This window comes from Chryseobacterium mulctrae, assembly GCF_006175945.1.
GTDB classification, from domain to species: Bacteria; Bacteroidota; Bacteroidia; order Flavobacteriales; family Weeksellaceae; genus Chryseobacterium; species Chryseobacterium mulctrae.
The window spans coordinates 845,654-871,635 of record NZ_VAJL01000001.1 but is presented as its reverse complement, the minus strand read 5'-3'; the positions used below and the strand labels follow the sequence as shown (position 1 = coordinate 871,635).

At 35.6% G+C, this 25,982-nt stretch carries 23 protein-coding genes and 2 pseudogenes; 8 read left to right on the top strand and 17 right to left on the bottom strand.

Going from position 1 to position 25,982, the window contains the following annotated elements; all coding sequences use genetic code 11:
- Window positions 1-981, bottom strand: coding sequence for a TlpA family protein disulfide reductase (locus FDY99_RS03795; RefSeq protein WP_139419293.1), 981 nt, complete (start codon window positions 979-981; stop codon window positions 1-3).
- A 623-nt stretch (window positions 982-1,604) separates the two neighbouring features.
- Between FDY99_RS03795 and FDY99_RS03790 the strand changes: the two genes are divergently transcribed.
- Both FDY99_RS03790 and FDY99_RS03785 read left to right on the top strand, forming a co-directional pair.
- Window positions 1,605-1,892, top strand: coding sequence for a helix-turn-helix transcriptional regulator (locus tag FDY99_RS03790; RefSeq protein ID WP_139419291.1), 288 nt, complete (start codon window positions 1,605-1,607; stop codon window positions 1,890-1,892).
- Window positions 1,893-1,961: 69 nt separating this feature from the next.
- Complete coding sequence (locus tag FDY99_RS03785) at window positions 1,962-2,102, top strand: helix-turn-helix domain-containing protein (RefSeq protein ID WP_228448922.1); 141 nt, start codon at window positions 1,962-1,964, stop codon at window positions 2,100-2,102.
- Between the two features lie 537 nt (window positions 2,103-2,639).
- Here the strand turns inward: FDY99_RS03785 and FDY99_RS03780 are convergent.
- A complete protein-coding gene (locus FDY99_RS03780) occupies window positions 2,640-3,494 on the bottom strand; it encodes a hypothetical protein (RefSeq protein WP_139419289.1) in 855 nt (284 codons plus the stop codon).
- A gap of 391 nt (window positions 3,495-3,885) precedes the next feature.
- Here FDY99_RS03780 and FDY99_RS03775 point away from each other — a divergent pair, with 391 nt between their 5' ends.
- On the top strand, window positions 3,886-4,728 hold the full coding sequence (locus FDY99_RS03775; RefSeq protein WP_079467322.1) for a tyrosine-type recombinase/integrase: 843 nt from the start codon (window positions 3,886-3,888) through the stop codon (window positions 4,726-4,728).
- Window positions 4,712-5,818: pseudogene (locus tag FDY99_RS03770) on the top strand (IS91 family transposase). Before FDY99_RS03775 ends, FDY99_RS03770 begins: the two are co-directional and overlap by 17 nt.
- A 224-nt stretch (window positions 5,819-6,042) precedes the next feature.
- Here the strand turns inward: FDY99_RS03770 and FDY99_RS03765 are convergent.
- Window positions 6,043-6,972: a hypothetical protein gene (locus tag FDY99_RS03765; protein WP_139419287.1), complete on the bottom strand. Its 930-nt coding sequence runs from the start codon at window positions 6,970-6,972 to the stop codon at window positions 6,043-6,045.
- A 427-nt stretch (window positions 6,973-7,399) separates the two neighbouring features.
- Between FDY99_RS03765 and FDY99_RS03760 the strand changes: the two genes are divergently transcribed.
- A complete protein-coding gene (locus FDY99_RS03760) occupies window positions 7,400-8,242 on the top strand; it encodes a tyrosine-type recombinase/integrase (RefSeq protein WP_079467322.1) in 843 nt (280 codons plus the stop codon).
- Window positions 8,226-9,332: an IS91 family transposase gene (locus tag FDY99_RS03755; protein WP_079467321.1), complete on the top strand. Its 1,107-nt coding sequence runs from the start codon at window positions 8,226-8,228 to the stop codon at window positions 9,330-9,332. The genes FDY99_RS03760 and FDY99_RS03755 overlap by 17 nt, the downstream gene beginning before the upstream one ends.
- Window positions 9,333-9,568: 236 nt before the next feature.
- On the opposite strand, the gene FDY99_RS03750 is transcribed toward FDY99_RS03755, so the two are convergent.
- The 4 genes and pseudogenes from FDY99_RS03750 to FDY99_RS03735 form a co-directional block, all read right to left on the bottom strand.
- Entirely contained in the window at window positions 9,569-10,504 is a 936-nt protein-coding gene (locus tag FDY99_RS03750) for an HNH endonuclease (RefSeq protein ID WP_139419284.1), read from the bottom strand.
- 202 nt (window positions 10,505-10,706) lie between these two features.
- Complete coding sequence (locus tag FDY99_RS03745; protein ID WP_139419282.1) at window positions 10,707-11,933, bottom strand: IS4 family transposase; 1,227 nt, start codon at window positions 11,931-11,933, stop codon at window positions 10,707-10,709.
- Between the two features lie 87 nt (window positions 11,934-12,020).
- On the bottom strand, window positions 12,021-12,578 hold the full coding sequence (locus tag FDY99_RS03740) for a serine acetyltransferase (protein WP_139423757.1): 558 nt from the start codon (window positions 12,576-12,578) through the stop codon (window positions 12,021-12,023).
- A 15-nt stretch (window positions 12,579-12,593) separates the two neighbouring features.
- Window positions 12,594-13,736, bottom strand: a pseudogene (locus FDY99_RS03735) (glycosyltransferase); the annotation flags it as partial.
- A gap of 70 nt (window positions 13,737-13,806) precedes the next feature.
- On the opposite strand from FDY99_RS03735, the gene FDY99_RS03730 reads away from it, so the two are divergent.
- On the top strand, window positions 13,807-14,130 hold the full coding sequence (locus tag FDY99_RS03730) for a DUF4298 domain-containing protein (RefSeq protein WP_139419280.1): 324 nt from the start codon (window positions 13,807-13,809) through the stop codon (window positions 14,128-14,130).
- Here the strand turns inward: FDY99_RS03730 and FDY99_RS03725 are convergent.
- Window positions 14,114-14,374 carry a hypothetical protein gene (locus tag FDY99_RS03725; RefSeq protein ID WP_139419278.1) on the bottom strand — a complete coding sequence of 87 codons (261 nt, stop codon included), beginning with the start codon at window positions 14,372-14,374 and terminating at the stop codon, window positions 14,114-14,116. The two genes, FDY99_RS03730 and FDY99_RS03725, sit on opposite strands and share 17 nt — an antisense overlap.
- A gap of 155 nt (window positions 14,375-14,529) precedes the next feature.
- Between FDY99_RS03725 and FDY99_RS03720 the strand changes: the two genes are divergently transcribed.
- Window positions 14,530-15,501 (top strand): IS30 family transposase, encoded by a 972-nt coding sequence (locus FDY99_RS03720; RefSeq protein ID WP_139419275.1) that lies wholly within the window; start codon window positions 14,530-14,532, stop codon window positions 15,499-15,501.
- A gap of 651 nt (window positions 15,502-16,152) precedes the next feature.
- On the opposite strand, the gene FDY99_RS03715 is transcribed toward FDY99_RS03720, so the two are convergent.
- The 9 genes from FDY99_RS03715 to FDY99_RS03675 all read right to left on the bottom strand — a co-directional run bounded on the left by FDY99_RS03715 (window position 16,153) and on the right by FDY99_RS03675 (window position 25,715).
- Complete coding sequence (locus FDY99_RS03715) at window positions 16,153-16,788, bottom strand: hypothetical protein (protein ID WP_139419273.1); 636 nt, start codon at window positions 16,786-16,788, stop codon at window positions 16,153-16,155.
- The gene (locus tag FDY99_RS03710; RefSeq protein ID WP_139419271.1) at window positions 16,785-17,666 is read right to left on the bottom strand and encodes a toprim domain-containing protein; all 882 of its coding nucleotides are present in this window, start codon (window positions 17,664-17,666) and stop codon (window positions 16,785-16,787) included. Before FDY99_RS03710 ends, FDY99_RS03715 begins: the two co-directional genes overlap by 4 nt.
- A gap of 232 nt (window positions 17,667-17,898) precedes the next feature.
- Window positions 17,899-19,122: a virulence-associated E family protein gene (locus FDY99_RS03705; RefSeq protein WP_228448731.1), complete on the bottom strand. Its 1,224-nt coding sequence runs from the start codon at window positions 19,120-19,122 to the stop codon at window positions 17,899-17,901.
- Window positions 19,123-19,165: 43 nt separating this feature from the next.
- Window positions 19,166-19,450, bottom strand: a complete 285-nt coding sequence (locus FDY99_RS03700; protein WP_056222955.1) for a helix-turn-helix domain-containing protein — start codon at window positions 19,448-19,450, stop codon at window positions 19,166-19,168.
- Between the two features lie 200 nt (window positions 19,451-19,650).
- Complete coding sequence (locus FDY99_RS03695) at window positions 19,651-20,790, bottom strand: site-specific integrase (protein ID WP_139419266.1); 1,140 nt, start codon at window positions 20,788-20,790, stop codon at window positions 19,651-19,653.
- A 169-nt stretch (window positions 20,791-20,959) separates the two neighbouring features.
- On the bottom strand, window positions 20,960-22,345 hold the full coding sequence (mnmE, locus tag FDY99_RS03690) for a tRNA uridine-5-carboxymethylaminomethyl(34) synthesis GTPase MnmE (RefSeq protein WP_139419264.1): 1,386 nt from the start codon (window positions 22,343-22,345) through the stop codon (window positions 20,960-20,962).
- A gap of 85 nt (window positions 22,346-22,430) precedes the next feature.
- Window positions 22,431-23,009, bottom strand: a complete 579-nt coding sequence (locus FDY99_RS03685; protein ID WP_139419262.1) for an NAD(P)H-dependent oxidoreductase — start codon at window positions 23,007-23,009, stop codon at window positions 22,431-22,433.
- Window positions 23,010-23,084: 75 nt separating this feature from the next.
- Window positions 23,085-23,651, bottom strand: coding sequence for a Crp/Fnr family transcriptional regulator (locus tag FDY99_RS03680; RefSeq protein ID WP_139419260.1), 567 nt, complete (start codon window positions 23,649-23,651; stop codon window positions 23,085-23,087).
- Between the two features lie 294 nt (window positions 23,652-23,945).
- A complete protein-coding gene (locus tag FDY99_RS03675) occupies window positions 23,946-25,715 on the bottom strand; it encodes an aminopeptidase P family protein (protein ID WP_139419257.1) in 1,770 nt (589 codons plus the stop codon).
- Between the last annotated feature and the right edge of the window lie 267 nt (window positions 25,716-25,982).

The following is a 25,982-nucleotide window of genomic DNA, read 5'->3' as shown; positions in this document are numbered from 1 at the left end:
CTAAGCATTTAACAGTTTTCTTTTCGATATTCCCAACATAATTGGAATTTCATTGACATACCTAAGCATTCTAGTGTATAGATTATTAGCTTCTTCTTTTGGAACAATGTATTCAATGCTGTACAGCTTCTCAAAATTCCCACCGGTTGTAGTATTGAAATCGATGGCTTCGGGATTTTTTAAAAGATTTATCAGACGTTTATCCGAAAATTTATCTCCGAACTCTCGAAATAATTCATACGAAATACCTCTGTAGATATTCATTAAGGAAAAATTGGTAAACTGTCTTCCATAAATGATTTCTCCATCTCTATGAAACCCTGAACCAAATGGAATTGCCCGTATTCTTCCTTTAGCGAAAAGATTATAACCTAAAATGTTACTCAGTTTTTCCAGTTCAAAATTATCAGAAAGCATCAGCGGACGTTTTCTATCTATCTGAATGACCGTCTGCAAAGAAGATGTTTCATTTTTCAATACCTCTGTAATGGTTTGTTCATTGACTTGTCCGCCATCTGTGGTATTGATGATTTTTCCGTCTTTTATCCAAACAATAAAAGGGACAGCAGTATGAGGAAACATCTGATTTAGCATTTTGTCGTCCACGACTGATAAAACACTTTTGTAACGCTGTCCGTTGGCAGAGCCAAAGAATTTTTCAATCGTTGCCCCGTCTTGGTCGGTTACTGCTATTATGTTAATCTTATCACCGAATTTCTTTTTGAGTTCTTCCATTTGTGGGAATTTCTTCAGACAGGCACTGCACCAGGTAGCCCAGAAATCCAGCAGGATGAGCTTGTCTTTATCTGCGGTAAAGCTGAAGGTTTTTTGTTGGTGGTTGACTACTTGTAGAGGCTTTGTCCAGAAGCTTTCGGGAAGAGATTCTCCTACTTTAAGAGATTTGTTTTGAGCAAAGGATGTGTTGGCTGCCACAAGTGTAAAAACAAGGGACAAAAGTCCCCTGCAAAAAATATTTTTCATACTTTTGAATGGTTTAATTCGTTAAACTTGGCTCTTTCCTGCTCGGCGTCAACTTTGCGGAAAGGGCTTTTCTATTGGTTTCTGGGTTGATTAATTTTTACTGTCTGTTTCGTGTGATGATTTTTTGATAGACCTTTCGGGAGGAAGCCCTGCCAGTGCACAACACTTCCTGCCAGTACAGGTCAAAATTTGAATATGAATGAAATTTGTGTCTCGTGAAAGCTGTTAAGCCGCAATGGATTGTACACCCCATTGTATAATGCAGTCTGATACTGTATTTTGTGGAAGTAGCTTAGAATTAATTGTAGAGAAAGGCGGACAGCATCGAAAAAAAAACAGCGTGAAAATCTCAACATTATCCGCTTTTGAGGCACTGGTATACCTTGCAACAGATAAGAGGATGAGACTCACGCCGCGGTCGTGAGCCTTCTGCTTATCTTCTCGTTGCATAAAAATTACCAGTTTTCAAAAGCGAGATTCTAAGCGAATAGCTTCTATATTTCTTTGAAGTATCGCAAAAGTACATCTATTGTACTTTATATTTTACAAATATAGTAAAAATATTTAATGGTAACTTATAGGTATCCTAAAATTTAATTGTAAACCGGGAAATTTACAAATAAATGACAGAATTAGAACTTATCAAATCGCAAAAGGCTGTTGGTTACAGAATTTTCGAATTACGAAAAAAGATAATCAATACTGAGACTGGCAATCCTATTTCACAAGATGAATTAGGACTAAGGACTGGTTTGACAAAAAAGACTATAGGGGAGTTAGAAAGGGGGAATACTAATCCTGAATTCAAGACATTACTAATAATTTGTAAAGAGTTAAATGTTACTCTCAGAGAGTTTTTTGATTTTGATGTCAATGAATATTTTAAGCTCTCGCAATTAAAGCGTTACTAATTACAGGTGGGATTTTTTGTTATGGCACCGCCTATCAATTATGTTTAAAGTTGTCAAGCATATAAAGATATAGGTAATTCTTTAAAGAAAAAAAGGAAAGAAAAGAAGTTAACACAACAACAAGTTGCCAAATTAGCAGGCAATATTGACCGTTCAAAAATCAGTGATATAGAAAACGGAAAAGAGATTTTCTGTTTTCAACACTCTTAAAGCTATGTACTACGGTAGATACAAGTATTTTCGATATTTTATCAAGTAAAAACTAATCATAAATATACTAAAATTATTACGTCTACTAAAGCGACTATGATATAGACGTTAGATAATATAATTAAAAAAGTAATGAGTAGTAAGCTTTTAAATAGAAGTTTTTTGAATACTTTCCGTCACCGAATGAATATTATTTCTGCAACCTTGTATCTTCATATTTTGCCCTTTCAGTTTTCAAAGACACCAACCAATCCAGATACATATTTTCAGGCATACTACGATAACCTATTTTATGAATGTGGGCATATTCTTTATTCATCAGATCAAACAATTCTTTGGCTTTCGGATCGCTTAATATAGCCTGAATATCTGTTGTAGCTCTTTCATCAGTTTTTGGAACTGCTTCGTATAGGTTTCTACTTGTAGTAGCAAAGCATTCGCTAAATATGGATAAATTTGTATTGCTCTTTCTTCACATTTTATCGGAAAACTCCCATCATTGTCAGGAATTTTTTTTTGTACACCTATTATCTGCACTTATTTTTTGTCATCTAAATTAAAGTCATTTAACAAAGATTGTCCGAGTTCTTTATTCCAAAAATCGTTATCATTTAAGATTTCATTTTCTATTTTATTTTGTTGGTCGTCGCTTGGGTATTGCATATTTTCAACAACCTTTATTCTATTTCCTAAAAACGAGCAAATTGGAAAATAAGTTAAATCTTGAGGAATATTTAATATACCTTCTTTTGGATTAATTAGAACATCACCTAATGTATTTTCATCACCGTAATTTTTTAGAACTGCCCAAAAAACAAACTTGTTGAATTTGCCATAAATTAAAAGGCAAGTTTGTGGTTCGTTATCAACGATAGTCCCATCCATAACTCTAGTTAAGTAGAAATCTACTCCTTTTAAATCTGTTGGATTTTCTTTAACTCTGTCGGTTAGTAATATGCATATTTTGTTAAAGTTTTGTGGAATTGTTGCATTTAATAAATATTCACGCCACTCTTTTTCAGCATTTATAATTAGATCATAATACCACTTGTGACTAAGATCTTCTTTGTCAAGTTCTGAAATTAAAATCCGCCATAAAAATGAAACTGTAAAATAATAAAGATTTTCATCATATTTTAGAATGTGAACTCCAGCTAAATATGGTCTGAAAATTTTCTCTGCAAACCACTTTTCTCTCTTCGAAAAATCCTGTTCTGCATCTCGACCTAATAGATATTTTTTTATGCCGTCCTGCTTTCTTTTGTCAGGTTCGATAAAACTTCTTAAATATTTTGAGCCCGTTTGTTTTGTGTAGTTGATAACAAATTTTGGAAAAATATGACTTTCTTGAAGCTCAGTTTCTAAATGATAAAGTTTACAAATTCCTTTCATAGTTTGTTTGTGTATATGTTTGTTAAAATTGCAGGTAACTTTTCGGGTATTCACGATGGTGAGGAATCGAAGTACAAATCTTTAATTCTGCACAAAAGTTCAATCGAAGAAATTCTATTGAACTTTGCAGTTTCGCAACACTATAGCAGAACCCTTGTTGAACTAAACCTCCGGTAGCTTTTCCCTTCGCTGTTTTATTAACTTTGGTAAAACAACAAAAAATCTTTAAAATGGCTACAAAAAAAAATCTCCGGAGGAGTTAAGGGTAAACAAAATTCTGAACCGCGCCTCGAGCGAAGTTAGTGGTTTTGCTGAACTGCTGCAACGCTTTGAGCGGAATATTTCTATCCTGGGCAGGAGCCCCAGAACCTTTGATAATTATTCCCGTCATGTGGCGGCCCTGGCGCTTCACTTTGGAACTTTGCCCACCGAACTGGATCCTGAACAGGTCAAAGATTATCTTTTTGAACTGCAGCGGCGGAGCAGAACCCCTTCGCAATCGTATTTTAAGCATACTGTATACGGTCTTCGGTTCCTGCTGAAAACTGAGGGTTTGCCTTATAGTTTTCTGCACCTTCCCACCATTGCTAAAGTGAAGAAACTTCCTGTAATCCTGAGTCGGGAAGAGATCTGGCGTATGCTTCAGAGTGCCGAACTCCTGAAACATAAACTGCTCATCGGTCTGATATACGGCTGTGGACTGCGGTGTATGGAAGTCAGGAATATCGAACTTCAGCATCTGGATTTTGACCGGAAGATGTTGCATGTTGTTCAGGGTAAAGGGAGCAAAGACCGTTACGTTCCCTTGTCGGAACATTTGATCCGGGGACTGAAAACCTTCATCAGTATTGAGAATCCGGTTCAGTATTTATTCAATGGAAACCATAACAGGAATATTGAAGAGATTGATGCGCTCAGCACAGGGGCTTCACGGTCTGCCAGCAAAGATTTCGATTCCCGCTACAGCCAGCGCGGTGTGCAGTGGGTAATAAAAACCATTTCTAAAAAAGCCGGCATCACCAAAGACGTTCACACCCACACGTTGCGGCATTCTTATGCCACACACCTTTTGGAAGACGGCGTTCCGATCATCATGGTACAGAAACTTCTGGGTCATGAGCGTATTGAAAGTACAATGGAATATCTTCATGTGTGCCAGCTCTCGGACCAAAAACCGCACAGTCCTTTGGATACGGTATTTACTTTATGCAGCAGGAATGCAGGCCCGAAGTAAAGGTGCGAGTGTAGCAGAAGTTCTTCGCAAAATCAATTTATCATCCCAAAACTTCAGCGTTCATCAGGAAAAGACGCTTAGGGCATTGTCCAACTGCCGGACTTCTGCCTTGGGTGGTCATATTGATACGTGTGATGGTTGCGGAAATCTTTCCATCAGCTACAACTCCTGCCGTAACCGGCACTGTCCGCAGTGTCAGGGACACAAAAAGGAAGAATGGATCCAAAAGCGCGAACAGGACCTCTTGCCCTGCAGCTATTACCATGTGGTTTTTACCCTGCCGGAGGAGTTGAATGGGCTAGCAATATCCCAGCCCCAACTCATTTACAAAGCCTTATTTGAGGCCGCCTGGGCTACTTTAAACCAGTTCGGCAAAACCGAAGGCCTTCAGTTGGGAATGATTGCCATACTTCACACATGGGGACAAAATCTGAGCCTTCATCCGCATCTGCACTGCATTGTGCCGGGAGGTGGTCTCACGATGCAGGGAAAATGGAGAAAGAAAGTAAGGACGGATAAGTTTCTGTTTCCAGTAAAAGCGCTGAGCAAAGTCTTTCGGGCAAAGTTTGTGACTTCCTTAAGAGCCTGTGGAATTACTGACCGGGATTTAATGGAGAAACTCTTCACCAAGAACTGGGTCGTATATGCCAAGCGGCCTTTTGGCGGCCCGAAACAGGTGATCGAGTACTTGGGGAGATACACTCACAAAGTCGCCATCAGCAATCACCGCATAAAAGAAGTGACGGATCAGCAGGTCCGTTTTGAGTACAAAGATTACCGCAAAGGCGGCGAAAAAAAGGAAATGACTCTTGCAAACACGGAGTTTGTCCGGAGGTTTTCGATGCATATTTTACCGAAAAGATTTGTAAGGATCCGGCATTACGGCATCCTGAGCAGCAGCTGGAAGCGTGGGAAACTGCAGGCACTGTAATCGGATTTGAAAATCAGAGTTACTGCAGCAAAACCGAAAACTTTGCTCCGGAAATGTCGAAGTTGCAAGGAAGGAAACTTAGTCACTATAGCTGTTTTCGGGCAGCGCGGTCCGCCACCGGAATTTCTTTTCGTTATCCAACCATTGTCTGCAAAATAACCTTTGCGGGTAAGGGAATTTATATGCTGCAGCGAAGAAAAACCTGCAGAAAACCACTCATAAAGGCTACCAAATGCCACAAAAAAAAGCAGTCATTCCAAAAAACTGCTTTGTTACCCTAAATCCTAAAATCGAAAACTCCATAGACGGCCAAAAAAGCTCCCGGAGCTTCCGTTCAACGGGCTTTCATCTCGTGTCCTGCGGACAAGACGAAAGCTTAGTTATTAGCTGATGTTTTTCTTAGGTTTAAAATTACTAAATAAATAACCTAAAATTGCTCCAATGATTGTCACTAAAAGCGAGAAAATGATATTAGAATAAGTATTCATTTTATCTTCTAACTTTTCTACTTTAAGGTTGTTTAGTTCCTTTTCTCTATCAATTATTTGATTTAATCTTTCAAAATGATTATCTATTTTTTGTAACTCAAGAATATTCTTAGGGTCTTGAGTTATTAATTTTTCAATATTTATTAATCTTTTCTTAATTTGTTCGATTTCTATATCTGTTTTAGTAATAGTATCCTTTTTTGAATCAATGATTGACAGCTGAAATTTTAGCTTTTCAAGTTCTTTATAAATATTTGAATTTACAATATCATTTTCTTTCTTAGTCTTAGTATTATCAAAATTAAAGATGTCCAAACTTTGAGTCAAAAGCATTGCAATTATAAGAGAAACAATTGCAGTTGCTAATGTTGTGGTTAAAACATTTTTCTTATTAATGTTTTCTTTTTTTTCTTCTTCTATTATAGATTCTAAATCAGCTTTTTCATCGGCTTTTCGTTTAGAAATTAAAGTTTGAAAATTCGGAAATTCGTCCTTGCTAACATTTATCAATTCACTATTGAAAAGTGTATAAATAGAAAAATCGTCATTCGTCTCATTCGGTGTTACAACATAGAATGTAGCATCTTTTTGACTCAAAACTTTTTTATATAAATTATAATTTTCAATATCATCATTAGAAATATTGTTTCTAAAATCTATTAATGCTATATAATTATTGGTTTTTGTATCTAAAATGGCTAAGTCTGCATAGATTATACCTCCTTTATCAACATAGTGATAATTCAATAAGAAAGAGTCATCAGGAAAATTTTTATCTGATTTTAAAAATTGAATAAATTTATTTTTAATGAAGAGTTCTGTCATAAAATATCAGCTAACGGTTAGCGGCTTTGCGAAGGAGCGGATTAGAAAGACGAAGCTTTCAATATTTGCTAAATGTAGCAAAAGCATTTTCTTTTTGCTAAAATATGAAAAAAGGAAATATAAAATGCTGTTGCGACTAAAAATGATCAAAGTTTCTATATTGCCCTTAACTCGCCATTTCGCAAAACCGATGTTGAACTAAACCTCCGGTAGCTTTTCCCTTCGCTGTTTTATTAACTTTGGTAAAACAACAAAAAATCTTTAAAATGGCTACAAAAAAAAATCTCCGGAGGAGTTAAGGGTAAACAAAATTCTGAACCGCGCCTCGAGCGAAGTTAGTGGTTTTGCTGAACTGCTGCAACGCTTTGAGCGGAATATTTCTATCCTGGGCAGGAGCCCCAGAACCTTTGATAATTATTCCCGTCATGTGGCGGCCCTGGCGCTTCACTTTGGAACTTTGCCCACCGAACTGGATCCTGAACAGGTCAAAGATTATCTTTTTGAACTGCAGCGGCGGAGCAGAACCCCTTCGCAATCGTATTTTAAGCATACTGTATACGGTCTTCGGTTCCTGCTGAAAACTGAGGGTTTGCCTTATAGTTTTCTGCACCTTCCCACCATTGCTAAAGTGAAGAAACTTCCTGTAATCCTGAGTCGGGAAGAGATCTGGCGTATGCTTCAGAGTGCCGAACTCCTGAAACATAAACTGCTCATCGGTCTGATATACGGCTGTGGACTGCGGTGTATGGAAGTCAGGAATATCGAACTTCAGCATCTGGATTTTGACCGGAAGATGTTGCATGTTGTTCAGGGTAAAGGGAGCAAAGACCGTTACGTTCCCTTGTCGGAACATTTGATCCGGGGACTGAAAACCTTCATCAGTATTGAGAATCCGGTTCAGTATTTATTCAATGGAAACCATAACAGGAATATTGAAGAGATTGATGCGCTCAGCACAGGGGCTTCACGGTCTGCCAGCAAAGATTTCGATTCCCGCTACAGCCAGCGCGGTGTGCAGTGGGTAATAAAAACCATTTCTAAAAAAGCCGGCATCACCAAAGACGTTCACACCCACACGTTGCGGCATTCTTATGCCACACACCTTTTGGAAGACGGCGTTCCGATCATCATGGTACAGAAACTTCTGGGTCATGAGCGTATTGAAAGTACAATGGAATATCTTCATGTGTGCCAGCTCTCGGACCAAAAACCGCACAGTCCTTTGGATACGGTATTTACTTTATGCAGCAGGAATGCAGGCCCGAAGTAAAGGTGCGAGTGTAGCAGAAGTTCTTCGCAAAATCAATTTATCATCCCAAAACTTCAGCGTTCATCAGGAAAAGACGCTTAGGGCATTGTCCAACTGCCGGACTTCTGCCTTGGGTGGTCATATTGATACGTGTGATGGTTGCGGAAATCTTTCCATCAGCTACAACTCCTGCCGTAACCGGCACTGTCCGCAGTGTCAGGGACACAAAAAGGAAGAATGGATCCAAAAGCGCGAACAGGACCTCTTGCCCTGCAGCTATTACCATGTGGTTTTTACCCTGCCGGAGGAGTTGAATGGGCTAGCAATATCCCAGCCCCAACTCATTTACAAAGCCTTATTTGAGGCCGCCTGGGCTACTTTAAACCAGTTCGGCAAAACCGAAGGCCTTCAGTTGGGAATGATTGCCATACTTCACACATGGGGACAAAATCTGAGCCTTCATCCGCATCTGCACTGCATTGTGCCGGGAGGTGGTCTCACGATGCAGGGAAAATGGAGAAAGAAAGTAAGGACGGATAAGTTTCTGTTTCCAGTAAAAGCGCTGAGCAAAGTCTTTCGGGCAAAGTTTGTGACTTCCTTAAGAGCCTGTGGAATTACTGACCGGGATTTAATGGAGAAACTCTTCACCAAGAACTGGGTCGTATATGCCAAGCGGCCTTTTGGCGGCCCGAAACAGGTGATCGAGTACTTGGGGAGATACACTCACAAAGTCGCCATCAGCAATCACCGCATAAAAGAAGTGACGGATCAGCAGGTCCGTTTTGAGTACAAAGATTACCGCAAAGGCGGCGAAAAAAAGGAAATGACTCTTGCAAACACGGAGTTTGTCCGGAGGTTTTCGATGCATATTTTACCGAAAAGATTTGTAAGGATCCGGCATTACGGCATCCTGAGCAGCAGCTGGAAGCGTGGGAAACTGCAGGCACTGCAATCGGATTTGAAAATCAGAGTTACTGCAGCAAAACCGAAAACTTTGCTCCGGAAATGTCGAAGTTGCAAGGAAGGAAACTTAGTCACTATAGCTGTTTTCGGGCAGCGCGGTCCGCCACCGGAATTTCTTTTCGTTATCCAACCATTGTCTGCAAAATAACCTTTGCGGGTAAGGGAATTTATATGCTGCAGCGAAGAAAAACCTGCAGAAAACCACTCATAAAGGCTACCAAATGCCACAAAAAAAAGCAGTCATTCCAAAAAACTGCTTTGTTACCCTAAATCCTAAAATCGAAAACTCCATAGACGGCCAAAAAAGCTCCCGGAGCTTCCGTTCAACGGGCTTTCATCTCGTGTCCTGCGGACAAGACGAAAGCTTAGTTATTAGCAGAAGTTTTATCTTTTGTATGCCCAGCTCATTAGTTTATTTATTGAGTTTAAGTTATTAATGTAATCATCATTGTTTCCATCATAAATTTTTAATTCTATTTCCTTGCTGATAGAAATTGTATTATTTATTTGTGTAATTATTTTGTCCAACTCTATATTAGGTAATGGAAGAAGTGCTGTAAAACTTCTTTTAGATTTTTCTGAAGTTAAATCAAAAACAATCATCACACATTCTAAGCCTTTATTCATCACAAAATATAATCCTGGTTTCATTTTATTGGTGTTGTATCCCCAAAAATTCTCTGGATAAATTCTTTTGGCTGGATTAAAAATTTGTTCTCTAATTAAGTCGTAACTTTTATCAATTATTAATGAGTATCCAGTTTTTTGGAAAAGTATTATAAATGCAGTTTTTAATATCGAATATTCTAAATTTTCAGGTATAACTCTACTTTTTAGAAAATTAAAATCAATGATTTTATCTTTTCCAACTTTTTCCATTATGGGATTAAGTATTTTAGGGTTGTTATTTTTTGCACTGTGGAAAATACTCATTTCTCCCTTTTCATCAATTGAAATAGTTGTTCTTAAAGTCACACCATCAATATTTGTTAAGGCTTTAAATTCTGTGTTAGGAAGAAATAATTTATTGTCTAACTCCTTCATTCTTTCTGCAAGATGAAAATCAATTTTTTCCCCAGCTTCATTATTACACTTTTTACAGGTCAATGTGTTAGCTCTTCCACCTAGAGATTTTGGTGGTGCATCTTCGAGTGTTAAGAAATTATTTTCATCGATATACATTGACATATAGTTTTTTAGACAAAGTGGACATAAGTAACTGTCTTTTTTGCTTGACACTAATTGGTTATCTTTTAAGAGATTGATATTATTAATGTATTTTTTGAAAATTCGTTTTCTTTGTGCTTCGTATCTTGACATAATCTTTGGATTAAATTTCTACTAACTTCTAAATTTACGCATTGCGTCAATCTGATGTATATAACTTTCGCAAAACTATTCCTACCACTAATATAAAATTTCACTATCAAACGGATAAACACACAAATGAGTAATATTCCTTCATAAAACATTGTTTTTCAATATGTTTTTATAAGAATACAAAAACTCACCTCTCTGTTTTTCAGAACAATTCTGTCTGTATCCAAGGTGGTTTTCTTCGTTTTTTCTGTTTCGTGTAAGTTCTCCTGCTGTTCTGTACCATCCAAAATATTTCCAGATGGCTGATTAAATGAATCCTGATGAGTGCCGCAATGGTAGAAAATGCCTTTTTGCTCTTTGATTTTACACGTAGAACTTGCAACAGTAGCTGTGCAATCAGGGTACACCAAATTTGGGTTTTGATGCCGTTTTCTGTTTCGGAATAAAAATAATGTAACTGGAAGTTTTGTTTGAGTTTTTTGAACAATAGTTCAATGTTCCAACGAAGTTTGTACAAAAAAGCGACTTCTTCCCGGCTGATTTCAAAATTATTGGTGATAAACTCAAAAATCCGCCCTTTATCATCCCTGTAGTTTACTTTTCTGAGGCATAAAGTCTTTTGCTTATTGTCTTCTTTGTAAATGAGATGAACGTGCTCTTCCAGCAAAACACTGGATTCTCCGTCTTGCAACTCTTGTCTGAAGAGTTCTTCCTCTACTTGATATACCGCATTTTTCTTCAATCTGCACACAAAATTGACTTGTTGCTCCGTCCAATGGGCAAATTGTAGGTAATGATTGTAAGCTCTGTCAAAAACAATCATGCTGTGGGCTGCCAGATTCAAATACTGAAGAAAATTTTTGTCGTGCAGTTTAGCTTCGCTGATTTTCACAAATTCAGGCGTATCGCTGTGGGCATCTGTCATCATGTGTACTTTCAGTCCGCCTTTTTTCTTTCCTTCGTTCTTGGGGTTTCTGCCTACTCCTTTCATAATGTCTGAAAACAAGCGTATGGTACTGGAATCGAAGATGAAAAGCTTGGCAAAAGAAACATTATCAATACGGCTGACCGACAAAACGGACTTGAAATGTTCCAATAACATAAAATAGACATCCTTGAAAAATTCATTGTCCCTGCCCCGAAGCCCATAGCCTGCCGTGCTCTTGGCGGGAGATTTTTCCATTCCCAAATAATTGAGTTTCCCTGCCAAACCTTGCATCCCATCGCATATTTCACCCATAGAATCGCATCGGCTGAATATGCCGAAAAGCATCGTCATCAAATGCGTCCACGAATCAAATGTTTTATAATATCGGTCTGATTGATGCTTGTTAACCAATAAATCAAACTTGTTGCGGGGGATAAATTGCAATATTTGTTTGAAAATTGGCTGACCGACTAAATTCTTTTCTGTATTTTTATGGCTCATATTTTTAGTGTGTAGTAAAACTAAAGTATGAAAAAAGGAGCTACCTGAACAGATGGCTCCTTATATTTTTTTGTCGGTTAGTAGTGATTAAATTTTATTATTAATGTATCCCATTGTAGCATTGGTATTGCTACTGATGCTTGCGGGATTGCCGATAACCACAGAATGATCAGGAATATCGAAATTCACATAAGCGTTCGGTGCGATCAGAACATTGTTGCCAATTGATATTTTTCCCACCAACACCGCGTTTGGACCAATCCACACTTCGTCACCAATTACAGGAACGCCCTCATTTTTTCCACGGTTGGCTTGGGCAATCGATACGCCTTGTGCGATGTTGCAGTTTTTTCCAATTTTCGCTTTTGGGTTGATCACTACGTTTCCCCAATGTCCCAAATAAAAACCCTCTCCAATTTGTGTTTCCGGATAGATTTGGAAGCCGTATTTAATTTGATGATGCCTTAAAACTAATCGCCAAAACATTCCTAATACAGAGTTTTTCCTGTAATGCTGGGTTTTCCGTAAGATATAGATAAAATGCAAGTTGGGATTGATGCATTTTGCCCAAATTTGCAAAGGAGACAGCCAATTTCCGCTTTCCCTATAAAAATCCTTCTGGATACTAGTGTGATTACTTTGCATAAGACAAAAATAAAGATTATCGATGATTTTTTGAATGTGTTGCACAGATTTTTCGAGGGTAAATGGCATTTGGTAACCTTTCATATTTTCCAGGTATTTGTCGAAAGATTCGGGATTTTCAAGTGCTTTTTTCATTCCATCATAAATTCCCTGTTCGGAATTTTCTACAATAAGTCCTAATTTTCCGTTTTCCAGCATTTCGCTAACTCCCGAAACTTCGGTGGCGATAATTTTCTTTTTTAAAGTAATTGCTTCAAATAAAACCGTCGGAAAACCTTCATATCTCGAGCTCAGAACAAAGAAATCCGCATTCCGAAAGTGCGGATAAGGATTGTCGGTAAAGCCCGTCATATCTGCAGTATCGACCACACCAAGATCAGATTTCAGTTTTTTGATGTTTTCAAAATCATAACCATCACCAACAATTTTGAGTTGGTGATTAAATCCTTCTTCTAGAAGTTTTTGATGTACTTTCAACAATCTGTCGAAACGTTTCTGCGGAAAAACGGTTCCTACAGAGACGAAAACGGGTACTGCGTTCGATACTTCCTGCTTTTCTCTTCCGGCTTTTTGCAAAATTTCTTCAGTATCCAATGGATTATAAACGCGGACAATCCGGCTCTTTTCATCCTCATTCTTTGCGAGTGATTCAAAATCTTTCTGAATATGCTGGGAAATCACCATTATTTTATCAAAACCGAAAAACTTCTGGATTTCGTTGTCGGTGTAGTTGTGAAAATGAGTTTTGCGTAAATCATTATGAATCCAGACGATTTTTTTTGAATTCTTTAATGGCGAATTTAATATTTCATCGCGAAATCCGTGGATTGCAGCAAATTCGATGTCGTATTTTTTATTCTTTAAAATCGTGGAGTAGAGCAGTTTCGGAAACTTCTACAAAACAAACTGATACATCACGCGGAAAACTTTTACCGGAATATCCTGAAGCCGGTTGGTGGTAATCATCTCGCCTTTGTTCAGGTAAATAACATTAATCCAATCTGGGATTTCACTCAGATATTTTCCGGAATACAAATTCAGTAGAAGATCAATTTCGTATTTATCGTCCGGAAGTTTTTTAAGAAAAGTCGCCAAAACTTTTTCTGCGCCGCCATGACGCAGAGAACCGATTCGGACGAGGATTTTCTTTTTTTTCATGCTAAGGAAACCGTCTTTGCAAACTTAATTTTCATCAAATATACGTTTAGTCTTTTTTAAATTTTTATTTTTGCAGCAAATTTTAATGGAAATGGAAATTGATCTTGAAAGAATCACCGAGATGGAAAATGCCTTGAACCAAACCGACCAGTTGATCAAGGAAATGGAAAATCTATTGAAAAAATGGGAAGAGAACCTACCCAATTACCAAAAACTTTATAGTTATTACTACAGCGAAGAATGGAGCAAAGATTTCGAAGTGGCGAACGAAAATAAATTTCCAGTCGGTTTCCCGCACGGTGTTTTGAGTGAAGATGCGGCTTACAATACGTTGGGAGATTTCCGCGAACTGTCGCTAAGAATGTTGAAAATTGGCGTTAAGGGCGTGGAGTAGAATTTTTCACAGGTTTGTAGGTGTGCGGAAGATTTTTTTGGAGATAATCTTCGAGTGCTTTTCGGTTTTGTTCCAATTCTCGCGGATACATCACATTGTTCGTCAGCAATCGTTCGCCATATTCATCAATAGTACAAATGAATTTCGCGGGACTTCCAACATAAACCGAATTATCTGGAACAGAAGAACTTACTACGCTTAAAGAACCGATAATACAGTTGTTTCCTATGGAAACTCCCGGCATGATAACACTTCTTAAATTCCATTAGTAAGTGCAACAATTAAGTAAGAATATTCTCTCTTTTGAATGAAGGCGTAGCCGAAATGAAAAAGAGAGAATGTCCGGGACAAACTCTCTTCAAAGAAATGTTTATCTTCGTTTAATAACGACAAAAAACGATGGGATATAAACATTTAACTTTATCACAAAGATGCGAAATTAAAGCGTATCTTAAATGCGGAAAATCACAAACTTTTATCGCGGAACAACTCGGCGTGGCAAAATGTACTATTGGTAGAGAATTGAAGAGGAATCAGGGCAAAAGAGGAGGCTATGACCCTCACAAAGCTCAAGAGTCTGCTGATATTAGAAAAGAGAGATTCTGCAAGAATAGGCGATTTACCAAGCCTGTTAGAGATTTTGTAGATGATAAATTAACCAAAGAACAATGTTCTCCGGAACAAATTGTGGGCTACTGCCAGAAGCACGAAATCCCAATGGTAAGCATTGAACGGATTTATCAATATATCCGGGAAGACAAAAAGAACGGAGGTACATTGTATACGCATTTGAGACATCAACTCAAACATAGAAAACGACCTGTTTCAGGGAAGAAAGAGGTGATTAAAAATAAAAAATCTATAGATGAAAGACCGGAAATAGTACTCACTAATGAAGAATTTGGACATTTTGAAGTAGATTTAATCGTTGGAGCGGAGCATAAAGGAGCTATCGTTACCGTCGTAGAGCGGAAAACCAAATTCCTGTTCATGAAAAAATTACGAGGAAAGAATGCCAAAGAACTGTCTAAATCCTTGATTGATTTATTATTACCTTACAAAGGATGCATCAAAACCATAACAAGCGACAATGGAACGGAGTTCTCAAGACATGAAGAAATCAGTAAAAAACTGGAATGTGAATTTTATTTCGCTCATCCTTACTCATCGTGGGAAAGGGGGTTAAATGAAAATACCAATGGACTCATTAGGCAATATATTCCAAAAGGAACTTATTTTGAGAAAGTTAGCCATGAGAAAATAAAAGAATATCAATATAAAATCAACCGTAGACCTAGATTAACATTAAATTTTGAAGAGCCTAAAAACTTATTTTTTAAATTTGTGCATAATGTTGCACTTGCTAGTTGAATCCGTCCTCATATTTTTAGTGTGTAGTAAAACTAAAATATGAAAAAAGGAGCTACCTGAACAGATGGCTCCTCATATTTTTTTGTCGGTTAGTAGTGATAAAATTTATTTTGATGGTTTGATTGTTTGGTACTTACAAATATTTTTATCTTTAGTTTTCTTTGGATTGACGAATGTTTTGTTTTTTGATAACCACAAATTTAGATAGAATAAACTCCACTTCTTACTACAGAACTTAAAATACTACCTACAGTAAATCGACAATCAAAAGATCTTTTTAATTTCATCCTTAAATCTCAACAAACCTTTCGCTTTATTTGGATTGTTTTTAATCCACTGTTGTATCTACTTATTATTCCTGTTCAAGATTTATCATTTAATTTTCTTCCTATATTTTTTGTCTTTTCACCAGCAATATCTTCAATATAACTGTACGAAATTCATATTTCTTTATCCTAAAAAAAAATATTTCTAAAACAAAAAAAACGAGTTCCGAAGTTTTTTCACCCTTTTCGCGGAAAAGGCAAGAGAGTCTTGGTAGTACAAAATGTAAATTTTGTACGTACAAAGACACATCTTGCTATATAGTTTTCATAAATTAAAAATTATATTTTAGTCTACCTTAATTTAGACTAGTGGTCATAGATGATTTTAGTCTAGTTTCGGTCTTTTAATAATTGGAAGATTAGATAGCAAAGAACTTCCATTAAAGTGTGAAACATCAAGGGTATTCATATTTTTTTCGAGAGTAGATTGCCAATTCAAAATAGGTCTTCCTAATGAATTTTTCCAATCTGCTTCTTCCCATTTGTGAAATTTTTGAATCAATAGATCATCTAACATTTCTGAATAGTCTTTTAAAGTTTTTGCAAATTCCATAAACTGTTTCAGGCTAGGATATTTGGAATTTGAATTATTCACAATAATTTCCGGCTCCAGAATCTGATCTAATTCTTTAATAAAATCTTCTTTTATTTCAGTTTTTGCTATTACGTTTGGTGAGTCATTTACTTTTAAAATGAAACGATTCGGAAAACCACGATTTCTATTGTAATCTAAAAGTCCTAAAAGTTTGAGTTTATTTTTCGCAGTAATAATCGTTTGTCTGGAAAGCCCCAGTTCTCTTGCCATTTGATAGTCTGATAATACAATTTCCTTTCGCAGATCTTCACATTTGTAGAGGATAAAAGTGAAAACAGCTATGGTATTTGCACCAATTTTATTTTTTGAATTTAAATCAAAAATTTTTTCAAATAAGTTTACGTCAAAAGTTTTAGAATTTTTCATCGCTTAAATCTCGGTTTAGACTGGTTTTCAACTGCACTGGTTTGTTGATTAAGGTATTCATTCAAATCTTTAAAATCTGAATATAAAACCCGACAATCTTTCGCATTTTGTATTTCACTACTAATGATTTCAACAGCACGATTTCCAGCTTCATCATTATCTAAATAAAGCCCCACTTTTTCATATTTTCCTAGTGAACTTTTAATATTATGAATCATCGAAACAGAATTCAAAATGAGATAATCAGAAGGTTCTTTTTTTAATTCATTTTCTAAATTTTTAAATGAAACAAAATCGAAAAAACCTTCGAAAATCCTAACTGAATTTGAATCGTTTTTAATTGTTGAAATATCTTTTTTGCCTAAACAAATTTTGGAGTACTTATTGCGAATTTCGTAACCGCCAGAATCGTTTTTGAAGCCAATTCCGAAATAGTTTTTATCGTTCATTCGGTAATGAATTTCGTGTAAAAATTGGGTATGATTTCCCACTTTTCTCTCATTCAAATATTCTAAAAGTCCAGGATGCTGAACATTTTTAATTTCAATGATTTTATAATTTTTAGAAGGATTTTCTAATTTACGATTAGAAAGATTTTGCTGATGAAAAGAAGAGAAATTCTGATTTTCTGCCCAAAGTAAAACTTCACTTACTGATGCATTCAAATATCTTTTCATAAAATCGATATTTTTTCCGCCGATTCCTTCAGAGTACAAATACCAATAGTTTAGACTTTTATTAATTTTAAAAGAGGCGTGGTTCTCTTTGGCAAATGGATTGAGAAACCACGCTTCTTTTTTTGATTGTTTCGTGGGAAGGTGTCCGAGAGAAAGGAGGACTTCTTCCAACGGGATTGTATTAAATTGTTTGCAGTTCATTTTTTAATTTTTCTGTGATTTTTGTTTAAAAGACTTACCTAATTACCAAAATCTTGATAATCAAAATAATAAATCCAATTATTCAGCTACCTTAAATCACCTACTTACCAGAATTTTCTTTTATAGGTAAGTTCAAGTAGATTTAAACAACTGGACCTACCTTAATAATAAATTGGTTTTCAAATATTTAAAACTTTTAGGTAAGTAGGTAAATGATTATGTATTATTAAAATTAATTTGCGATTTTCGATCGAATGAGGTAACCGTAAATTTGTCTTTGCGGATGTTTAACTCTGGGAAATTTGAAAGACGATAAAGCTCTTCCGATTTTCAAATGGTTGAGGCGAATTCCGTGAGAATTGAGATCAATTATCACTTCTGTGGCGGTTTTAAATTCTTCTAGATTGTCAGATGCTTCATAGAACTTACTTACCATTTCCTGTTCTAAAGTCATTTGAGTGAAGCGTTCATTGCGTTTTTCGTTTTCGGAAATATCTGCTAAAGTGAGTTCAGGATTGTAATTTTCTCGTTTATAAGCGTTGAAATAAGCTTGAGACCAAACTTTATCAATATCAATTTCAGATGAATAATTGAAGTTGATTTTCTCGATGACTTCAAAAATAATCCAACGAACACTTCCTGATTCGTCTGTTAGAAAGTCCGTTTTGTTGGTAGAACCAACAAAACTGCAAATTCTTTCCAGATATTCAGCTTTCCTGGCATAAGGCAATCTTTCGTTGATATGCGTTTTTGAGATCATCGCTTTCAAAGAATTGATGTCAGCTTTTGCCAAAACCGAAAGTTCATCTAAATTGACAATCAAATTTTTGCACAATTTTATTCTGCTATCTTTATCCAAACCAATATCTTCCGAAAGGTAATTCGTTAGTTTTTTAGGAATAAAAAATCTTAAGAATGTTGACTTTCCACTATTCTGAATGGTATTTGCCAAGACCAAACAATGTTTATTGATTTTCTCTTTTTCTAAAGCACAAAAGACCGCTCTTGTAAACCACTTTTCAACGTGATACAAAAATTTTTCATCATCGTTAGTCTTCACATAACTGCATAATTTTGAGATATGATCTTCGCCATCCCAATCCTCCAAACTTTCAATATATTCTGAAATAGGATTATACTGTTCTATCAAATGGCTTCTGACTAAGATCTCCAACTTATTAATCGGTATATTAATTCCAGATTGAATAAGCTCTATATACAATGAGTTTAAATTTAAATCTGTCCATTTTTTATCTTGAATCAGTTTGATTTCAAACTCCAGAGAGATGGTGTTAAATCTTAATGAATACTTCGAATTGAGATAATTTAGAGTACGATCAAAAATAGTTTTGCCTTCTGTACCATTTTGATACAGAGTATTTTTCTCTTCCATAAAAACATCTGGGTATTGTGGAAATAGAAACAAATAATTATTATATTTGTACTTTACTTCCAAGTAAAACAAAGATTTTAAGCCTAACTACTGCTATAGTTAGGCTTTATTTTTTGCGTAAAGAAAATTCTATCGCTTCTTGTTGAATTTCATCATTTGATTTATGGCTGTTTTTTAACAACCATTCGTCAATTTTTTTGCGTTCAAAAAATAGAACTTTCCCGTTGGGCTTAGAAAAAGGAATACTGTGCGAATGAACTAATTTGTAGATGTAGGATTTCTTGAATCCCGTATAATCTGCAAGTTCTTCGACGTTGAGAATTTCCTTTAAACCGAAAATATGTTTTTCAATTCGGTTGAGTTTGTGCAGAATGATTTCGTTATTTTCCATTGCTTTCGTTTAACAAATTTAATGAAGCAAAAGTCATCATAGAAAATCATAAAAACAATAGAGTCAAACACTTAAAGGCGAAATAAGAATAATATGGATTAATCTGGAATTTCAAAAGTCTAAATAAGAATAATCTGGATTAAAATAGATTCAGTACAATTTTACTAACTAAAATATTACTCTACCTAAAAATATATTTTTTACAGTTCGATATTTAGTTCTGGGATAATCTCAGCGGCTTCTTTCATTTTGCTATCCACAATTTTAGCATAAATCTGCGTCGTTCTCAATTCTCTATGTCCTAATCTTTTGGAAACTGTATAAATATCTGCACCATTTTCCAGAAGTAAGACAGCATTCGTATGTCGAGCTGAATGAAATGTAATATGTTTCGGAACCGCAGCACGATTGCACCAGCGGATAATTTCAGTATTGTAGGTCATTCCATATTTTAAGCCCTTGAAAACTCTTTCTTGCGGATCTTGTCTTTCACCCAACAATTCTCTGGCTTGTTTTGAAATATAGAGATATTCTACACCCTCTGTTTTTTCTTGTCTGAAATTGACTCTAGAAATATCACCTTCATCACGAACTTCTTTCCAAATCAAAGTATTTATATCCGACCAACGTAATCCGGATAAACACGAAAAAAGAAAAGCTTTTTTCAAAACCGGATATTTACATTCCGCTTTTGCTAATCGTTGTAGTTCGTCAAAAATCAGATATTCCCTTTGGCTTTCAGCCTGCTCAAATGATTTTATTTTTGAAGCATAATTTACTGTCAAATATCCATTATCAAAAGCATTTCGAAGTGCAGCCTTAAATTTATTGAAATATGAATATTTTGAATTTTGAGAAAGTGGAATTTCACTTCTGGTGAGAGCGTCCTTTTCAAAATATCGGTGAACTTTTTTGACAAACTTTTCATCAATTTCATCGAAAGTCATATTCTTTGAAACGATTTTTTTTAAATGTTGCAAAGTAGAATACCAGTTGCCGTAATTATTAGAAGAATCCTGCAATCGTTTTTCATCTGTCAACTCTTCAAAATATGTTAAAAAAGTTCTTTTACTTTTCACCGTATCTTTTAAGTCGTAACGTCCTTGGACATATTCAGCTTTTTTGATTGCCAAAATACTTTCGGCAAGAGCCATAGCTTCTTTATTTTCTTTTTTTTCCTTAGGCGTTTTAGGTTCGGGGTGCAAATATAGTTTCAAGTACTCAAAATCCCGCAAATGAATTCTTTTTCCTTGTACATTGGTGGAAGAACCTTTGTAATACTCAATGAAAAGACTAATCCTTCCATCAGCTAAATTTTTCTGTTTTAAAGTGATATTCATACATTTTATTTGAGGTGTACATTTGTACACCTCGTGGCTAATTTTAGTAGCTCAAGGTGTACACCAGGTGTACAAATATATAAATAAACTCCAAAAAGAGAAAATAAAAATTATATAAATATCTGATAGTCAACTAAAAGGCAGAAAAAGAAATCAAAGAAAAGCTAATTTATTTCCCGATACAAAACTTAGAAAAAATATTCCCCAACACTTCATCATTCGTCACTTCACCTGAAATTTCTCCGAGATGTTCTAACGCATTTCTCAACTCATAAGCTAAAAGCTCTGTTGAAATTTGAAAAGTAATGGCTTCTTTCACTTTATTCACTGCATCCAAAGATTTTTCTAAAGCTTCATAGTGACGTTGGTTGGTGATGATCACGTTGCTTTCTTCAGATTTTAGCTGTTCTACGTAAGACGATAGTTCGTCTTTTAAATCTTGCATATTTTGATTTTCAACTGCCGAAATGGTAATGAAATCAAAATCTTGTGAAATTTCCTTTCGGAAAATATTTTCGACTAGTTCATATTGAGAAGGAGAAACTTCATCTATTTTTGTTGCGCAGATAATCAATTTTAAATCATCTCTTTGCAAAGATTTTATCATCTCGATGTCTTCAGAAAAGTTTTCTGTGGCTGCATCGGCAAGGTAAACAAGAATGTTGGCATTTTCTACTTTTTCTTTTGCTTTTTTTACACCGATTGCTTCGATTTCATCGGCAGTTTCACGTAAACCGGCAGTATCAATTAATCTGAATGCATGACCTTTTATGTGAAGTATTTCTTCAATGGTATCTCTCGTCGTTCCGGCAATATTGCTCACAATTGCTCTTTCTTCTTTTAGCAAAGCGTTGAGAAGGGTAGATTTTCCTGCGTTTGGTTTTCCAATAATCGCAACGGCAGTTCCATTTTTAATAGCATTTCCGTATTGAAAACTTTCAATAAGAGAATTTAATTTAGTTTCAATTTTATCAAGCAATTGATTCAGAGCGCTTCTGTCTGCAAATTCTACATCTTCTTCAGCAAAATCAAGTTCTAATTCGATTAAAGAAACAAAATTTAATAAATCGGTTCTTAGAAAAGAAATTTCGTTGGTGATTCCACCTTTTAGTTGGTTTAGTGCTACTTTTCTTGAAGCTTCATTTTCTGAAACGATCAAATCAGCAATCGATTCAGCCTGGCTTAAATCAATTCTTCCATTCATGAACGCACGCATTGTAAATTCACCGGCTTTTGCCATTCTTGCTCCGTTTTTAATTAAAACTTCAAGAATTTTTTTTGCAATATGTGGTGAACCGTGAAAAGAAATTTCTACAGAATCTTCAGCGGTAAAGGTTTTCGGAGCTTTAAAAACAGAGATCATTACTTCGTCAATTACCTCATCGCCATCTTTTATAAATCCGTAATGAACGGTGTGCGACTGCACTTTTTCAAGATTTTTACCGTCAAAGATTTTAGCTGAAACAGAAATTGCATCATCCCCGGAAATTCTGATAATTCCGATGGCTCCGATTCCGTTGGCTGTAGCAAGTGCGCAGATAGTGTCATGATTCATTTTGCAAATTTACGGTTTTAAATGAAAATTTTTTATGCTCATTTGCAAACATATTTTTTCGGATTAAATTTTACCTAAAACTATTTTATTTAAGCTTTTCACCCAGTGAATATACTTTTTCAATCCATTTTTTGCGTTGCTCTTCTTTTGCGTTTTTAATAATTCCTATATAAGTAACTTTTACAGGTTTTATTCCACAAAATTCTAAGGTTGATTTTTTGAGCTGATTGATACTTGGTCTTCCATAAAATATCCTGTAATACCAACTTGGTTGATCTAAAGTTGTAATGATATGTGCGGTTTTTCCGGTAAGAAGCTTATCCCACCAAACTGAATTTTCACGATATTTAAATGATAAACCGGGAAGAAAAAGACGGTCGATAAAACCTTTTGTAACCGCAGGAAGTCCGCCCCACCAAACTGGATGTACCCAAACCAAATGATCTGCCCATTGTATAATTTCCCAGGCTTTTATTAAATCGGGTTCTAATTCCATTCTTTTTTGATAACCAAATTGTAGATTAGGATTGAAATCAAGATCGCGGATAATGATCTCCTTTATTTCTGCTGCTGAATTTTCTGCTCCTTTTTTATAAGCTTCGGCTAAAGCGAAATTAAATGATTCTTGATTGGGGTGCCCGTTGATCAATGCGATTTTTTTCATGATTTAATTATTTGAATACTCTGATTCTTTCATACAAAATTATGCATCATACGTATCAATGAAAAGGACAAATGTCTAAAAAGAAATTTCTTTCCTGATGCGACTTAAATGTCTTTGGGTAATGCCTAAATAAGATGCTAAATATTGCAGAGGAATTTTTTGGATATAATCCGGTTGATTTTCAATTAGAAAGGCATATCTCTGAGCTGCATCATCCCGTTGAAGCTGGAAAAAACGTTTTTCAAGTTCCAGATATTCCTGTTCGGCAATCATTCTGAGAAATTCGCTCCAATCCGGATTTTCAGATGCAAGTTCCTGAATTTTTTCTTTCTTAATGACGAGTAGAGTAGCTGCTGTAATAGCCTGCAGATTTTCTATGCTTGGTTTGTCGGAAATAAATGACGAATAAGAAGCCATCAAATCATTAGGAAATCTAAAGCAATAGGTATTGTCTTTTCCTTCATGCGAAGTATAATAAGATCTGAAGATTCCTGATTGTATAAAAGCGATTTCCCTGCATCTTTCGTTTTCTTTCACAAAGAAATCATTTTTGGCAAGCGTTCTTTCTTTAAAAAAAGTCAAAAGATGATCTATTTCATTTTCAGAAAAAAGGTTGAAACTTTGAAAGAACTGCCGAATCATTTCGTAAATAAATTAGGTTATTAATTGTAACAAATTTAAGTAAAGATTCGCACTAATAAAAAAACGTCACCTCTATTAAATAGAGATAACGTTAAAGGATATTAGTTTTTTAGTATATAACTGTGATCGGTTTTGCTTGCACAAAAATAGCTGATAAGAATTTATTTTCCTTCAGGATATTCCTCATAAATAATACCGTAAAAATACGGTTGCGTAAAATGAAAAATCGTCCTGCAAAGAAATTTGCAGGACGACTAGTATAATTTATATCAGAATAATTGATAATTTATTCTTTTAAAACGGGCTCACAAGTGATAAAAACCACTCTTTCACTTCGCCTTCCAAATGTGGAGCCAATTTTTCTTCACACGTTTTATGATAAGAATTTAACCAGTTGATTTCATCTTCAGAAAGAATTTCTTTTACAATATCATTTTTAAAGAACGGGCAGAACGTTAATGTTTCAAACTCGTAAAATGTACCGTGAATTGTAGTTTCAGATTCTTTTACGGCAATCAGGTTTTCATGACGGATTCCATAATCGCCTTCCAAATAATATCCCGGCTCATTTGAAACGACCATTCCAACCAAAAGTTCCTGCGGATTCATATCTTTTCTGATATTTTGAGGACCTTCGTGAACGTTCATAAAACTTCCAACTCCATGACCTGTTCCGTGATTGTAGTCTTTTCCGTGCATCCATAAAGGAAGTCTTGCGATCGCATCCAACTGAACTCCTCTTGTTCCTTTTGGAAATTTTACCATCGATAAACGGATCATTCCTTGTAAAACCAGAGTAGAGTTGGTTTTAAATTCTTCAGAAACAGCTCCCAAAGCTAAAGTTCTTGTAATATCTGTTGTTCCTTCTAAATATTGACCTCCAGAATCAACCAAAATACTTGCGTCATTGGTCACTTCTTTGCTTCCTTCGCTTTTTGCAGAATAGTGCATCATTGCGCCGTTATCTTTATATCCAATGATACTTCCAAAACTTTCACCTACAAAATTTTCGCCTGCAGCACGGAATTCTCTCAGCTTTTTACCGATAGAATATTCGTTCATGGTTTCTTTTCCTGCATTGTGCGTTAACCAGTAAAGGAATTTTACCATCGCAACACCGTCTCTTACCATTACTTTTCTGAAACCTTCCAATTCAGTTTCGTTTTTTTGAGCTTTCATCAGATTTCCCGGAACAGCAGCTTTTACAAATTTATTGTCAATTTTTAAAGCTTCAAAAATCGATTGGTTGCTGTTTGGTGAGACTAAAACGTTTTCGTTTTTAATCGTTCTAAGATGATTGTAGAATTCTTCGTAAGGCATCATTTTCACGAATGATTCATCCATTTGTTTTCTTGCTTCAACCTCCATTTTTTCAAGGTCTGTAAACAAGATCGCATCATTTTTAGTAATTAAAATATATCCTAAAAACACAGGATTGCTTTCTACATCACTTCCTCTTAAATTCAAGGTCCATGCAACATCATCAAGACTTGAGATCACATGAACAGTAACTTCCTGCTCTTCCATTTTCTGACGGATTGCAGAAATTTTATCGGTAACAGATTTTCCTGCTCTGTCAAGCGGATGTACAAAAATTGGATTTTTTGAAGGAGTGCCTCTTTCTTTCCAGACTTCTTTTAATAAAGGAGAATCTACTAAAGTTAAATTTTTTGCGTTCAGTTTTTGGTATAAAAGTTCCCAGTTTGAATGGGATGTTGCCAAAGCATTAACTGCCACTTTTCCGTTGGCTGGAATTTCAGAGATAATCCAATCGATATAATTGGGTGTTCCTTCCATTCCGTCTTTGAAAAGGTCGATTCCTGAACCAGCCAATTCAATTGGAGCCTGAGTGAAATATCTTCCGTCTGTCCAAAGTCCAGCTTTATCTTTAGTAATTACCACGAAACCTGCAGAACCGAGAAAACCTGAAAGCCAGGCTCTTTCTTGCCATTCTTCAGGTAAATATTCGCTCATGTGAGGATCTGCAGAATATACTATAAATGCATCAACATTATTTTTCTGCATTTCTTCACGAAGCGCAGCTACTTTTTCCTTTGAAGTCATTTTTTTATCAATTTTAAAGATGGAAAGTTACGAATTAATGCTGATTTCAAGATTAAAAAAACGGACAAAGTTTGGATGGATTTGTTGGATGTCGGAAGCGGGAAGTTAATTGGGAATATAGATTCAAAACTTTTGATTTATCTCTTTATAAAAATCTTTAAAGGCTTCGACTTCGCTCAGCCTGACAATTGCAATTCTAAATATTACGTATAGAATTAGAGACGCAATCATCAGCGAAGTCTCCAGCTTCCCTCATCAAACATCCAG

Bases quoted from the DNA above. Each gene is read 5' to 3' on its own strand.
- FDY99_RS03795 (WP_139419293.1), bottom strand. From the start codon at position 981: ATGAAAAATATTTTTTGCAGGGGACTTTTGTCCCTTGTTTTTACACTT.
- FDY99_RS03790 (WP_139419291.1), top strand. From the start codon at position 1,605: ATGACAGAATTAGAACTTATCAAATCGCAAAAGGCTGTTGGTTACAGA.
- FDY99_RS03780 (WP_139419289.1), bottom strand. From the start codon at position 3,494: ATGAAAGGAATTTGTAAACTTTATCATTTAGAAACTGAGCTTCAAGAA.
- FDY99_RS03765 (WP_139419287.1), bottom strand. From the start codon at position 6,972: ATGACAGAACTCTTCATTAAAAATAAATTTATTCAATTTTTAAAATCA.
- FDY99_RS03755 (WP_079467321.1), top strand. From the start codon at position 8,226: ATGCAGGCCCGAAGTAAAGGTGCGAGTGTAGCAGAAGTTCTTCGCAAA.
- FDY99_RS03750 (WP_139419284.1), bottom strand. From the start codon at position 10,504: ATGTCAAGATACGAAGCACAAAGAAAACGAATTTTCAAAAAATACATT.
- FDY99_RS03745 (WP_139419282.1), bottom strand. From the start codon at position 11,933: ATGAGCCATAAAAATACAGAAAAGAATTTAGTCGGTCAGCCAATTTTC.
- FDY99_RS03740 (WP_139423757.1), bottom strand. From the start codon at position 12,578: ATGCAAAGTAATCACACTAGTATCCAGAAGGATTTTTATAGGGAAAGC.
- FDY99_RS03725 (WP_139419278.1), bottom strand. From the start codon at position 14,374: ATGCCGGGAGTTTCCATAGGAAACAACTGTATTATCGGTTCTTTAAGC.
- FDY99_RS03720 (WP_139419275.1), top strand. From the start codon at position 14,530: ATGGGATATAAACATTTAACTTTATCACAAAGATGCGAAATTAAAGCG.
- FDY99_RS03715 (WP_139419273.1), bottom strand. From the start codon at position 16,788: ATGAAAAATTCTAAAACTTTTGACGTAAACTTATTTGAAAAAATTTTT.
- FDY99_RS03710 (WP_139419271.1), bottom strand. From the start codon at position 17,666: ATGAACTGCAAACAATTTAATACAATCCCGTTGGAAGAAGTCCTCCTT.
- FDY99_RS03700 (WP_056222955.1), bottom strand. From the start codon at position 19,450: ATGGAAAATAACGAAATCATTCTGCACAAACTCAACCGAATTGAAAAA.
- FDY99_RS03695 (WP_139419266.1), bottom strand. From the start codon at position 20,790: ATGAATATCACTTTAAAACAGAAAAATTTAGCTGATGGAAGGATTAGT.
- mnmE (WP_139419264.1), bottom strand. From the start codon at position 22,345: ATGAATCATGACACTATCTGCGCACTTGCTACAGCCAACGGAATCGGA.
- FDY99_RS03685 (WP_139419262.1), bottom strand. From the start codon at position 23,009: ATGAAAAAAATCGCATTGATCAACGGGCACCCCAATCAAGAATCATTT.
- FDY99_RS03680 (WP_139419260.1), bottom strand. From the start codon at position 23,651: ATGATTCGGCAGTTCTTTCAAAGTTTCAACCTTTTTTCTGAAAATGAA.
- FDY99_RS03675 (WP_139419257.1), bottom strand. From the start codon at position 25,715: ATGACTTCAAAGGAAAAAGTAGCTGCGCTTCGTGAAGAAATGCAGAAA.